Source organism: Enterobacter sp. FW301-JW81, from assembly GCF_058788735.1.
Genome location: NZ_JBYTBA010000001.1, coordinates 242,878 through 255,992, shown reverse-complemented (window position 1 = coordinate 255,992; position 13,115 = coordinate 242,878). Strand labels below are relative to the sequence as shown.

At 55.7% G+C, this 13,115-nt stretch carries 10 protein-coding genes; 9 read left to right on the top strand and 1 reads right to left on the bottom strand.

Annotated elements, in window-relative coordinates; genetic code table 11:
* The first annotated feature begins 78 nt into the window (after nt 1–78).
* The 5 genes from ssuE to ssuB are packed head-to-tail and all read left to right on the top strand — an operon-like array spanning nt 79 to nt 4,319.
* Entirely contained in the window at nt 79–654 is a 576-nt protein-coding gene (ssuE, locus tag AC3WOK_RS01115; protein WP_063955693.1) for an NADPH-dependent FMN reductase, read from the top strand.
* Nucleotides 647–1,609, top strand: a complete 963-nt coding sequence (locus AC3WOK_RS01110) for a sulfonate ABC transporter substrate-binding protein (RefSeq protein WP_492353784.1) — start codon at nt 647–649, stop codon at nt 1,607–1,609. The genes ssuE and AC3WOK_RS01110 overlap by 8 nt, the downstream gene beginning before the upstream one ends.
* The gene (gene ssuD / locus AC3WOK_RS01105) at nt 1,606–2,751 is read left to right on the top strand and encodes an FMNH2-dependent alkanesulfonate monooxygenase (protein WP_063955689.1); all 1,146 of its coding nucleotides are present in this window, start codon (nt 1,606–1,608) and stop codon (nt 2,749–2,751) included. The genes AC3WOK_RS01110 and ssuD overlap by 4 nt, the downstream gene beginning before the upstream one ends.
* A gap of 9 nt (nt 2,752–2,760) precedes the next feature.
* On the top strand, nt 2,761–3,552 hold the full coding sequence (gene ssuC / locus AC3WOK_RS01100) for an aliphatic sulfonate ABC transporter permease SsuC (protein ID WP_063430724.1): 792 nt from the start codon (nt 2,761–2,763) through the stop codon (nt 3,550–3,552).
* Entirely contained in the window at nt 3,549–4,319 is a 771-nt protein-coding gene (gene ssuB, locus AC3WOK_RS01095; protein WP_492353783.1) for an aliphatic sulfonates ABC transporter ATP-binding protein, read from the top strand. The genes ssuC and ssuB overlap by 4 nt, the downstream gene beginning before the upstream one ends.
* Nucleotides 4,320–4,366: 47 nt before the next feature.
* Here ssuB and pepN read toward each other — a convergent pair whose 3' ends face one another.
* Nucleotides 4,367–6,979, bottom strand: coding sequence for an aminopeptidase N (gene pepN, locus AC3WOK_RS01090; protein ID WP_492353782.1), 2,613 nt, complete (start codon nt 6,977–6,979; stop codon nt 4,367–4,369).
* Between the two features lie 254 nt (nt 6,980–7,233).
* On the opposite strand from pepN, the gene pncB reads away from it, so the two are divergent.
* The 4 genes from pncB to AC3WOK_RS01070 all read left to right on the top strand — a co-directional run bounded on the left by pncB (nt 7,234) and on the right by AC3WOK_RS01070 (nt 13,072).
* Nucleotides 7,234–8,436: a nicotinate phosphoribosyltransferase gene (pncB, locus tag AC3WOK_RS01085; RefSeq protein ID WP_047346897.1), complete on the top strand. Its 1,203-nt coding sequence runs from the start codon at nt 7,234–7,236 to the stop codon at nt 8,434–8,436.
* 166 nt (nt 8,437–8,602) lie between these two features.
* Nucleotides 8,603–10,003, top strand: a complete 1,401-nt coding sequence (asnS, locus tag AC3WOK_RS01080; RefSeq protein ID WP_047346898.1) for an asparagine--tRNA ligase — start codon at nt 8,603–8,605, stop codon at nt 10,001–10,003.
* A gap of 605 nt (nt 10,004–10,608) precedes the next feature.
* Nucleotides 10,609–11,697 carry a porin gene (locus tag AC3WOK_RS01075; protein ID WP_059310407.1) on the top strand — a complete coding sequence of 363 codons (1,089 nt, stop codon included), beginning with the start codon at nt 10,609–10,611 and terminating at the stop codon, nt 11,695–11,697.
* Between the two features lie 184 nt (nt 11,698–11,881).
* A complete protein-coding gene (locus AC3WOK_RS01070; protein ID WP_063430732.1) occupies nt 11,882–13,072 on the top strand; it encodes an amino acid aminotransferase in 1,191 nt (396 codons plus the stop codon).
* Nucleotides 13,073–13,115 lie beyond the last annotated feature (43 nt).

Here is a 13,115-nt window from a genome sequence, read left to right as displayed (position 1 = left end):
ATAACCGCGCGGTGTCACACTCCTGAAAATTGTTATGAATGTTAGATAAAAGCAAACAATTGGTTATAAGGAGGAAGTATGCGCGTCATTACTCTGGCCGGAAGTCCACGATTCCCTTCGCGTTCCAGCGCCCTGCTGGAATATGCCCGTGAAAAGCTCAATGCCCTGGATGTGGAAGTGTGCCACTGGAACCTGCATAACTTCGAACCTGAAGATCTGCTCTATGCCCGTTTTGACAGCCCTGCTCTCAAAACCCTCATTGAGCAGCTTAAAGGCGCTGACGGCTTAATCGTGGCAACGCCTATTTATAAAGCCTCTTTTTCCGGTGCCCTGAAAACCCTGCTTGACCTGCTTCCCGAGCGTGCTCTGGATGGCAAAGTGGTGCTGCCCCTTGCCACAGGCGGCACGGTGGCCCATTTACTGGCGGTGGATTATGCACTGAAGCCGGTCCTGAACGCGCTGAAAGCACAGGAGATACTCCACGGCGTTTTCGCAGATGACTCCCAGGTCATTGACTATCAGCACAAACCTCACTTTACGCCAAATCTGCAAACCCGCCTCGATAACGCCCTGGAAACCTTCTGGCATGCCCTGCACCGCAGGGATATCCAGGCTCCGGCGTTTAGCCAGCCTCAAGGAGTCGCCCATGTTTAAAACGTTAACCCGCATCGGCCTGGCAGGTTTGATGGCGCTTTCATCGCTGGCCCACGCCGCCGATACGGCGCCTGAAAGTTTACGCATTGGCTATCAGAAAGGCAGCGTGAGCATGGTGCTGGCGAAAAGCCACCAGCTTCTGGAAAAACGCTTCCCGGACACCAAATTCTCCTGGGTTGAGTTTCCTGCTGGCCCTCAAATGCTGGAGGCCCTGAACGTTGGCAGTATCGATATCGGCAGTACGGGCGATATCCCGCCGATATTCGCCCAGGCCGCCGGAGCGGACCTCGTCTACGTTGGCGTTGAGCCGCCCAAACCGAAGGCTGAAGTGATTCTGGTCCCTGAAAATAGCGACATTAAAAGCGTCGCCGATCTTAAAGGTCATAAAGTCGCGTTCCAGAAAGGTTCCAGCTCGCACAACCTGCTGCTGCGCGCCCTGCAGGAAGCCGGGCTCAAGTTCACCGACATTCAGCCCGTCTACCTGACGCCTGCCGACGCGCGCGCCGCATTCCAGCAGAAGAACGTTGATGCCTGGGCCATCTGGGATCCGTACTACTCCGCCGCACTGCTGCAGGGCGGCGTTCGCGTGCTGAAAGACGGCACCACGCTGAAGCAGACAGGTTCGTTCTACCTTGCCGCAAGACCGTATGCGGAAAAGAACGGCGCATTTATTCAGGGCGTCCTTGATACCTTTACCCAGGCCGATGCGCTGACCCAGAGCCAGCGTCAGGAGAGTATTGCCCTGCTGGCAAAAACCATGAGCTTACCTGAACCGGTGATCGCGAGCTATCTCAGCCACCGTCCACCAACCACCATTACGCCCGTAGACGCGCACGTCGCCGCACTTCAGCAGCAAACCGCTGACCTCTTCTATCAAAATCACCTGGTTCCTAAGCAGGTGGATATTCGTGAACGCATCTGGCAACCCGCTGGCAAAGAAGGAACAAAATCATGAGTCTGAATCTTTTCTGGTTTTTACCCACCCACGGTGATGGACACTATCTTGGTACAGAAGAGGGTTCACGCCCGGTTGACCATGGCTATCTGCAGCAGATTGCTCAGGCGGCAGACCGAATCGGTTTTACCGGGGTGCTGATCCCGACCGGACGGTCGTGTGAAGATGCCTGGCTGGTTGCCGCGTCGATGATCCCGGTCACCCAGCGTCTGAAGTTCCTTGTTGCGCTGCGCCCGAGCGTCGTCTCGCCTACCGTGGCGGCGCGTCAGGCGGCAACCCTGGACAGACTGTCTAACGGACGCGCTCTGTTCAACCTGGTAACGGGCAGCGATCCGCAGGAGCTGGCGGGCGACGGTGTGTTCCTCGACCACACCGAGCGCTATGAAGCCTCCGCCGAATTCACCCGCGTCTGGCGACGCCTGCTGGAAGGGGAAACCGTCACCTTCGAAGGCAAGCATATTCACGTTCGCGACGCGAAGCTCTACTTCCCGCCGGTGCAGCAGCCGCGCCCACCTCTCTACTTTGGTGGGTCGTCGGATGTGGCGCAGGACCTGGCGGCGGAGCAGGTCGACCTTTATCTGACCTGGGGCGAACCGCCCGAGCTGGTGAAAGAAAAAATTGCTCAGGTACGTGCTAAAGCGGCCGCCCACGGTCGTAAGGTGCGCTTCGGCATTCGCCTGCACGTGATTGTGCGTGAAACCAATGAAGAAGCCTGGCAGGCGGCCGACCGTCTGATCTCCCATCTGGATGATGAGACCATCGCGAAAGCCCAAGCCGCGTTTGCCAAAACCGACTCCGTCGGACAGCACCGGATGGCGTCCCTGCACAACGGCAAGCGCGAGAATCTGGAGATCAGCCCGAACCTGTGGGCGGGTGTTGGCCTGGTGCGCGGCGGTGCGGGCACGGCGCTGGTCGGCGACGGACCGACCGTGGCAGCACGCATTAATGAATACGCAGACCTGGGTATCGACAGCTTTATTCTCTCCGGTTATCCGCACCTGGAAGAGGCCTACAAAGTGGGCGAGCTGCTATTCCCGCATCTGGATGTTGCCATTCCGGAAATTCCGCAGCCACAGCCGCTCCAGCTTCAGGGCGAAGCCGTAGCGAACGAATTTATCCCGCGAAAAGCCGCGCAAAGCTAAGGAGTGACCATGTCTGCCACCTCACACAAATGGCTGCTGCGCGCCGCGCCGTGGTTTTTACCCGTCGGCATTGTGGCTATCTGGCAGCTCGCGTCGTCCACCGGCTGGCTGTCGAGCCGTATTCTGCCCTCCCCGGAGGGCGTTGTAGAAGCGTTCTGGTCGCTGAGCGTCAGCGGCGAGCTGTGGCAGCATCTGGCTATCAGCTCCTGGCGCGCGGTAATTGGTTTTTCCATCGGCGGCAGCATCGGGCTGGTGCTGGGTTTGATAAGCGGCCTTTCCCGCTGGGGCGAGCGGCTGCTGGATACGTCCATTCAGATGCTGCGCAACGTGCCACATCTGGCGCTGATCCCGCTGGTGATTTTGTGGTTTGGTATTGATGAAAGCGCCAAGATCTTCCTCGTGGCGCTGGGCACGCTGTTCCCAATTTACATCAACACCTGGCACGGCATCCGCAACATCGATCGCGGCCTGGTCGAGATGGCGCGCAGCTACGGCTTATCAGGCTTCGCGCTTTTTACTCATGTCATTCTCCCCGGCGCCCTGCCCTCCATTATGGTCGGGGTACGTTTTGCGCTCGGCCTGATGTGGCTGACGCTGATTGTCGCGGAGACCATCTCAGCCAACTCCGGCATTGGCTATCTGGCGATGAACGCCCGCGAATTCCTGCAAACGGACGTGGTTGTGGTCGCCATTATCCTTTACGCCCTGCTCGGCAAACTCGCCGACGTCAGCGCCCAGTGGCTGGAGCGCAGCTGGCTGCGCTGGAATCCGGCCTACACCACTCAGGAGGCGAAAGCATGAACACGTCCCGACTGACTCAGGGTACACCGCTGCTGCTCAGCGGCGTGACCAAATGCTACGGTGAAAACACCGTTCTTAACGGGCTGGATCTGCACATTCCAGCCGGGCAATTTGTGGCCGTTGTCGGGCGCAGCGGGGGCGGCAAGAGTACGCTGTTGCGTCTTTTAGCGGGGCTGGAGCCCCCCAACGGCGGCGAAATTCTGGCCGGCACGACGCCGCTTGCCAATATTCAGGACGATACCCGCATGATGTTTCAGGACGCCCGTCTGCTGCCCTGGAAGTCCGTCATCGATAACGTCGGGCTCGGCCTGAAGGGCAGCTGGCGCGATGAGGCCCGTCAGGCGCTTGCGGCCGTCGGGCTGGAACACCGTGCGGGCGAATGGCCTGCGGCGCTGTCGGGTGGACAGAAACAGCGCGTGGCGCTGGCCCGGGCGTTAATCCATCGCCCCGGCCTGCTGTTGCTTGATGAGCCGCTCGGCGCGCTGGATGCCCTGACGCGGATCGAAATGCAGGATTTGATTGGCTCCCTGTGGCAGGAGCATGGTTTTACGGTGTTGCTGGTCACCCATGACGTGAGCGAAGCCGTCGCAATGGCCGATCGGGTGCTGTTAATAGAAGAAGGAAAAATTGGCCTGGACCTGACGGTCGATCTTCCTCGCCCTCGTCGCGTCGGTTCGGCAAGACTGGCGGAGCTGGAGGCAGAAGTGCTGGATCGGGTGATGAAGCGTGGGGTGAATGAGCGCGCGTTGATTACGGCTAATGCCTGATGCCCTCTCCCCCCTCTCCCACAGGGAGAGGGGGGTTAAGCTTTCTATCAGGCCAGCGCCTTAGCAATCTTCTCGTACAAATCACCAGACAGATTTTCCAGCCCTTTCAGTTGCTCAAGCGCGGCACGCATCTTCGCCTGACGCTTCGCGTCGTAGCGCTTCAGGCGGATCAGCGGCTCAATCAGGCGCGACGCCACCTGCGGGTTACGGCTGTTCAGCTCGGTCAGCATTTCCACCATAAACTGATAGCCGCTGCCATCTTCGGCGTGGAACGCGGCCGGGTTGCTGCTGGCAAACGCACCAATCAGGGAACGGACGCGGTTTGGGTTGCTCATGGTAAAGGAGCGATGCTTCAGCAGGCTGCGGACGGTGCTGAGCGCATCTTCCGCCGGGCTGGTTGCCTGCAGAATAAACCACTTGTCCATCACCAGACCATCCTGATGCCACTTGTCGTCGTACTCCTGCATCAGCGCATCGCGGCAGGACAGTTCGGCGGCGACGCTTGCGCCAAGCGCTGCCAGCGCGTCGGTCATGTTATCCGCTTCGTGATACTGCTTGCTCACCAGAGTGTTCGCCAGTTCGGTTTCACCAAATGCCAGATAGCGCAGGCAGGTGTTACGCAGGGAACGTTTACCGATGTCCGCATGCTCCACGCGATACGCGTCAAGCTTATTGGCGTTGTAGATTGCGAGGAACTCATCGGCCAGCTCGGTCGCCAGCGTGCGGGTCAGCGCTTCACGCACCGCCACGATGGCGATCGGGTCGATGATATCAAACAGTTCGGCGATTTCGCTGGCGGACGGCAGCGTCAGGATTTCAGCCGCCAGTGCCGGATCAATCGTCTCATCCAGCAGGATCGCGCGGAACGCGTCAGCTACATGAACAGGCAGCGACAGCGGCTGGCCCTGCTGATGACGGTTCACGTTCAGCTTGATGTAGGTTGCGAGCAGGCTTTGCGCCGCATCCCAGCGGGAGAAGTCGTTGCGCGCGTGACGCATCAGGAACGTTAGCTGCTGATCGCTCCACTTATATTCCAGCTTCACTGGCGCAGAGAATTCGCACAGCAGCGCTGGCACCGGCTGGAAGTAGACGTTATCGAAGATAAAGGTCTGCTCGGCCTGGGTCACGTTCAGCACGTGGTGTACCGGGTGGCCGCCTTTCTGCAGTGGGATCACTTTGCCTTCGTTATCGTACAGCTCAATGCTGAACGGAATGTGCAGTGGATATTTCTCTTCCTGCTCGGCCGTTGGCGGCGTGCGCTGGCTGATGGTCAGGGTGTACTGCTCGGTTTCCGGATTGTAATCGTCTTTGACGGTCACAACTGGCGTACCGGCCTGGCTGTACCAGCGGCGGAAATGCGAGAGGTCGACATTAGAGGCATCTTCCATCGCCTGAACAAAATCGTCGCAGGTGGCCGCGCTGCCGTCATGACGCTCAAAGTAAAGCTGCATCCCTTTCTGGAAGTTCTCTTCCCCCAGTAGGGTGTGGATCATACGGATAATCTCAGCGCCTTTCTCATACACCGTCAGGGTGTAGAAGTTGTTCATCTCAATGACTTTATCCGGGCGGATCGGGTGCGCCATAGGGCTGGCATCTTCCGCAAACTGCAGGCCGCGCATCGTACGTACGTTGTTGATGCGGTTCACCGCGCGTGAACCCAGATCGGAGCTGAACTCCTGGTCACGGAACACGGTCAGGCCCTCTTTCAGGCTCAACTGGAACCAGTCGCGACAGGTGACGCGGTTACCGGTCCAGTTATGGAAATATTCGTGTCCGATGACGCGTTCGATATCGAGATAATCTTTATCGGTGGCGGTATCGGTACGCGCCAGCACGTATTTGGAGTTAAAGACGTTAAGGCCTTTGTTCTCCATTGCGCCCATGTTGAAGAAATCGACGGCGACGATCATATAGATGTCGAGGTCATATTCGAGGCCAAAGCGCTCTTCGTCCCACTTCATGGAGTTGATGAGCGAGGTCATCGCCCACGGTGCGCGGTCCAGGTTGCCGCGGTCAACAAACAGCTCCAGCGCCACCTCGCGACCCGAGCGCGTTTTGAATGTGTCGCGCAGCACGTCGAAATCTCCCGCTACCAGCGCAAACAGGTAGCACGGTTTCGGGAACGGATCCTGCCACTGAACCCAGTGACGGCCATTGTCCAGCTCCCCTTCCCCCACGCGGTTACCGTTGGAGAGCAGGAATGGGTAGAGCGCTTTATCGGCGATAATTTTGGTAGTGAAGCGCGCCAGGACGTCCGGGCGGTCCAGATACCAGGTGATGTGGCGGAACCCTTCCGCTTCACACTGGGTACACAGCGCCACGCCAGACTGGTAAAGCCCTTCCAGCGCCGTGTTGGCGGCAGGGCTGATTTCATTCACGATGCGCAGCGTAAACTGTTCCGGCAGGTTGTCGATGACCAGCTGGTTGTTTTCTTCTTTATAGTCAGACCACGCTTCATCATTAATATGCAGGGAGACCAGAGTCAGGTCTTCACCATCCAGACGCAGCGGTACGGCAGTCGCGCTGTGGCGCGTCACCTGACTCACCGCCGTCACAACGGTTTTAGTGGCATCCAGGTCAAAAGTCAGGTCGATATCGCTAATCAGGTAATCCGGCGCACGGTAGTCGTGGCGGTATTTGGCTTGTGGCTGTTGTGTCATAGAAAACCTTATGCATCGTTTGTCGAGTAACGTTTCAATATATTCCTGTTGTGTAAAACGCGCTATGCAGAATGTTCATCTTTTCAGGTACAAAACCCTTTTTTGCTACATTTATATAACACGGGGCACAAAATGCCCTCGACCATAAAACGCGCTTATGTTGTGATCGGGGTTCAATAAATCACTAAACAAGGTATACTCCGGAGTTGTTTATTGTACTAAACGCTCCTGTGAGAGGATGCTACTGCGCACCTATGACTCAATTCGCTTCCCCTGTTCTGCATACGTTGCTGGATACCGACGCGTATAAACTGCATATGCAGCAAGCCGTTTTTCACCACTACTATGACGTGCATGTCGCGGCGGAATTCCGCTGCCGTGGCGACGACTTGCTCGGTATCTACGCAGACTCCATTCGTGAACAGGTCGATGCTATGCAGCATCTGACGCTGCAGGACGACGAATATCAGTGGCTTTCCGGCCTGCCTTTCTTCAAAACCGACTATCTGAACTGGCTGCGCGATTTCCGCTATAAGCCGGAGCAGGTCACCGTGGTTAATGACAATGGCAAGCTGGATATTCGCCTTGAAGGCCCGTGGCGGGAAGTGATCATGTGGGAAGTGCCGCTTCTGGCGGTGATCAGCGAGCTGGCCCACCGCTACCGCTCACCGGAAACGGGCGTAGAGCAGGCGGTTGCCTCGCTGGAAAACAAACTCGCTGCCTTCTCCACGCTGACCGAAGGGCTGGATATGTCCCGCTTCCGCCTGATGGACTTTGGCACCCGTCGCCGTTTCTCTCGCGACGTTCAGGAGGCCATTGTTAAACGTCTGCAGCAGGAGCCGTGGTTCGTGGGCACCAGCAACTACGATCTGGCCCGTCGCCTCAACCTGACGCCAATGGGCACCCAGGCGCACGAGTGGTTCCAGGCGCATCAGCAGATAAGCCCAGATCTGGCTAACAGCCAGCGCGCGGCACTGGCCGCATGGCTTGAGGAGTACCCGAATCAGCTCGGGATCGCCCTCACCGACTGTATTACGATGGACGCCTTCCTGCGCGACTTTGGTCCCGAGTTCGCTGAGCGTTACCAGGGGTTACGCCACGATTCCGGGGATCCGGTTGAGTGGGGCGAAAAGGCGATTGCCCATTACCAAAAACTCGGGATTGATCCGATGAGCAAGGTGCTGGTCTTCTCAGACAACCTCGACCTGGCGAAAGCGGTCGAACTCTATCGCCATTTCAGTACCAGAGTGAACCTGAGCTTCGGGATTGGTACCCGTTTGACCTGCGACATTCCTCAGGTAAAACCTCTGAATATCGTTATTAAGCTGGTGGAATGTAACGGCAAGCCGGTGGCAAAACTCTCCGATAGCCCGGGTAAAACCATCTGCCATGACAAAGCGTTTGTCCGCGCGTTGCGCAAAGCGTTCGATCTCCCCCAGATCAAAAAAGCCAGTTAAGCACTAAAGGGAGCCTTGATGGCTCCCTCTCTCCTTATTTTTTCTTAAATCTTCTCTTTTGACTGCGAAATTTGCTTGTCTGATAGCGGATGGCAGGTAACATAGATATCCCCCCATAAGGGTGGACAAGTGTTTATTTTTTCCGACTATTAACAGAGAGAATATTATGAGCGTTGTGCCTGTAGCCGACGTACTCCAGGGCCGTGTCGCCGTTGACTCAGAAGTCACCGTGCGCGGATGGGTGCGTACCCGCCGAGATTCTAAAGCTGGCATCTCCTTCCTTGCCGTCTATGACGGTTCCTGCTTTGATCCTGTACAGGCCGTCATTAATAATTCTCTGCCCAATTACAATGATGACGTTTTGCGCCTGACAACGGGTTGTTCCGTAATTGTGACCGGCGTGGTTGTGGCATCACCGGGCCAGGGCCAGAGTTTCGAAATTCAGGCCTCTGCCGTTGAAGTCACCGGCTGGGTTGACGATCCGGACACCTATCCGATGGCGGCAAAACGTCACAGCATTGAATACCTGCGTGAAGTCGCACACCTGCGCCCGCGCACCAACCTGATTGGTGCGGTGGCGCGCGTGCGCCATACGCTGGCTCAGGCGCTGCATCGTTTCTTTGATGAGCAGGGTTATTTCTGGGTGTCTACCCCGCTGATCACCGCTTCTGATACGGAAGGTGCAGGTGAAATGTTCCGCGTCTCAACGCTGGACATGGAAAACCTGCCGCGCACGCCAGAAGGTAAAGTGGACTATGACAAAGACTTCTTCGGTAAAGAAGCCTTCCTGACGGTATCTGGCCAGCTCAACGGCGAAACCTATGCCTGCGCACTGTCCAAAATCTACACCTTTGGCCCAACCTTCCGCGCCGAAAACTCCAACACCAGCCGTCACCTGGCGGAATTCTGGATGCTAGAGCCTGAAGTGGCGTTCGCCAACCTGGACGATGTTGCCGGCCTGGCGGAAGCGATGCTGAAGTATGTCTTCAAAGCGGTTCTGGAAGAGCGTCCGGACGACATGAAATTCTTCGCTGAGCGCGTAGACAGCGATGCGGTGGCCCGTCTGGAGCGTTTCGTCTCTGCTGACTTTGCCCAGGTAGACTATACCGACGCGGTGGCGATCCTCGAGAAATGCGGTGAGAAGTTCGAGAACCCGGTTTACTGGGGCGTTGACCTTGCGTCTGAGCACGAACGCTATCTGGCCGAGAAACACTTCAAAGCGCCGGTTGTCGTTAAAAACTATCCGAAAGACATTAAGGCCTTCTATATGCGCCTTAACGAAGACGGTAAAACCGTGGCAGCGATGGACGTTCTGGCGCCGGGCATTGGTGAAATCATCGGTGGCTCTCAGCGTGAAGAGCGTCTCGACGTGCTGGACGCGCGTATGGAAGAGATGGGGCTCAACCCAGCTGACTACAGCTGGTACCGCGATCTGCGCCGCTACGGCACCGTGCCGCACGCCGGTTTTGGTCTGGGCTTCGAGCGTCTGATCGCCTACGTTACGGGCGTTCAGAACGTACGTGACGTGATTCCGTTCCCGCGTACTCCACGTAACGCCAGCTTCTAAGCAACAAAACAGAAAATGGCCAGCATATGCTGGCCATTATTTTATTCTGCATTGTCAGTTTTCGTCAGCGCAAAGTCAGCATCTTTAAACCTTCACCCCGTCACAACCACTAGCTGTTACGTTTTGTTTCCGTGAAATATCCAGCCACAAAAAATAAACCCCATTCTTATTGCGATTACTGCCCCCTCAAGCAATAGCACAAATTTCAACCACTTTTTCAGCCATCCAGAAGTCTTTTTTGGGGCATAAGAAAAAACGAGTCGTTTAACGTCTGTTTATATGAATTGCCTTTATCCAAATTAATCATAAGGAATTCATATATATAGGAATCAAGCTGTCGCTTAATTCGCCAAGGAGGTCTGAAGTTTGAGATGGTTCACAAAGTTCCCAAAAATACATATTTGGTTACACATATTTTCTTGTTGTTACTTAATCTTGAAAATTGTAGCACTTTGAGGCTAGCGAAACGCTTCGGTGAATGGAAAGATGCCTGACAGATACATAAAGACACCAAACTCTCATCAATAGTTCCGGAAATATTTATTGACAGAATTTATTGACGGCAGTGGCGAGTGTCATAAAAAAACCAATGAGGGTAATAAATAATGATGAAGCGCAATATTCTGGCAGTGGTTATCCCTGCTCTGCTGGTAGCCGGTGCAGCTAACGCTGCAGAAATCTATAACAAAAACGGCAACAAACTGGATCTGTATGGGAAAGTGGTTGGCGAGCACGACTTCGTGACCTCCGGTGACAACACCGACAGCAACGACGCTACCTATGCGCAGATCGGTTTCAAAGGTGAAACTCAAATCAATGACCAACTGACTGGTTACGGTCAGTGGGAATACCGTGCTCTGGCAAGCCAGGCAGAAAGCAACCAGACTCAGCGTACCCGTCTGGCGTTCGCTGGTCTGAAAGCCGGTGATGCAGGTTCAATCGACTACGGCCGTAACTACGGTATCGTATACGATGTAGAATCCTACACCGATATGGCCCCATCCTTCTCTGGTATGACCTGGGCTAACTACTCTGATAACTTCATGACCGGCCGTAACTCTGGTCTGCTGACCTACCGCAACTCTGACTTCTTCGGTCTGGTTGATGGTCTGAGCCTGGGTCTGCAGTATCAGGGCAAAAACGAGCGTACCGACGTTAAAACCGCTAACGGTGACGGTTTCGGTACCTCTCTGGGTTATGATTTCGGCGAAGGTTTCGGTCTGATCGGTGCATACAGCAACTCTGACCGTACTAACTTGCAGACCGCTGACGGTAAAGGTGACAAAGCTGAAGCATGGGCAGTTGGCGCGAAATACGATGCGAACAACATCTACCTGGCAACCACCTACGCTGAAACCCGCAACATGACCCGTGAAGCTGACGGCTCATTCGCGAACAAAACTCAGAACTTCGAAGTGATCGCTCAGTACCAGTTCGACTTCGGTCTGCGCCCTTCCGTGGCCTACGTTCAGTCTAAAGGTAAAAACCTGTCACAGCGTGGCACCTTCTCTGGCGGCGATGCTGACCTGCAGAAATTTGTTGAACTGGGTGCAACTTACTACTTCAACAAAAACTTCAACGTCTATGTTGACTACCAGCTGAACCTGATCGACGACACCGACTACTCTCGTAGCGTGGGTATCGTGAACGGTAAAGACGACCAGGTTGCAATGGCTGTTACCTACCAGTTCTAATCAGAACACCACTTTGTTATATGCTTAATGAACAGGGCTTCGGCCCTGTTTTTTTATGCCCGACAGAAAATAATGGCGACTTTTGAAAAGCCGCACGCTTTTCGTCGCAAACGGTTGGCATTTTGTAAATCTACCGTTAACCTGATAGCGGATTTCACTTCTGTAATCACAATGGAACTTCGTCATGTTTGAGAACATTACCGCCGCTCCTGCCGACCCGATTCTGGGCCTGGCCGATCTGTTTCGTGCCGACGACCGCCCTGGCAAAATCAACCTGGGTATTGGTGTATATAAAGATGAAACCGGCAAAACTCCGGTACTGACCAGCGTTAAGAAAGCTGAGCAGTATCTGCTGGAAAACGAAACCACCAAAAACTACCTCGGTATTGATGGTATCCCTGAATTTGGTCGCTGCACCCAGGAGCTGCTGTTCGGTAAAGGCAGCACAATCGTCAGTGACAAACGTGCCCGTACAGCGCAGACCCCTGGCGGTACCGGCGCGCTGCGCGTGGCGGCGGATTTCCTTGCGAAAAACACCTCTGTGAAGCGCGTCTGGGTAAGCAACCCGAGCTGGCCGAACCACAAGAGCGTCTTCAATTCCGCGGGTCTGGACGTGCGCGAATACGCCTACTACGACGCGGCAAACCACTCTCTCGACTTTGACGGCCTGCTGGCAAGCCTGAGCGAAGCGCAGGCGGGCGACGTGGTGCTGTTCCACGGCTGCTGCCACAACCCAACCGGTATCGATCCGACGCTTGAGCAGTGGGAACACCTGGCGAAGCTGTCCGTAGAAAAAGGCTGGCTGCCGCTGTTTGACTTTGCCTACCAGGGCTTCGCCCGTGGTCTGGAAGAAGATGCAGAAGGCCTGCGCGCGTTCGCCGCCGTGCATCAGGAGCTGATTGTTGCCAGCTCCTACTCCAAGAACTTCGGTCTGTACAATGAGCGTGTGGGTGCCTGTACGCTGGTTGCGGCAAACGAAGAGACCGTTGACCGTGCGTTCAGCCAGATGAAATCGGTTATTCGCGCGAACTACTCTAACCCACCGGCACACGGTGCGTCTGTTGTTGCCACTATCCTGAGCAACGATGCGCTGCGCGCAATCTGGGAACAAGAGCTGAACGATATGCGCCAGCGTATTCAGCGCATGCGCCTGCTGTTTGTGAACACCCTGGCGGAGAAAGGCGCTGACCGCGACTTCAGCTTTATCATCAAACAGAACGGTATGTTCTCTTTCAGCGGCTTGACCAAAGAGCAGGTTCTGCGCCTGCGCGAAGAGTTTGGCGTGTACGCCGTAGCGTCTGGCCGCGTGAACGTTGCGGGCATGACGCCTGACAACATGGCGCCACTGTGCGAAGCGATTGTCGCCGTACTGTAATCTGCGCCCATAAAAAAGCCTGCGTTATGCAGGCTTTTTTTAT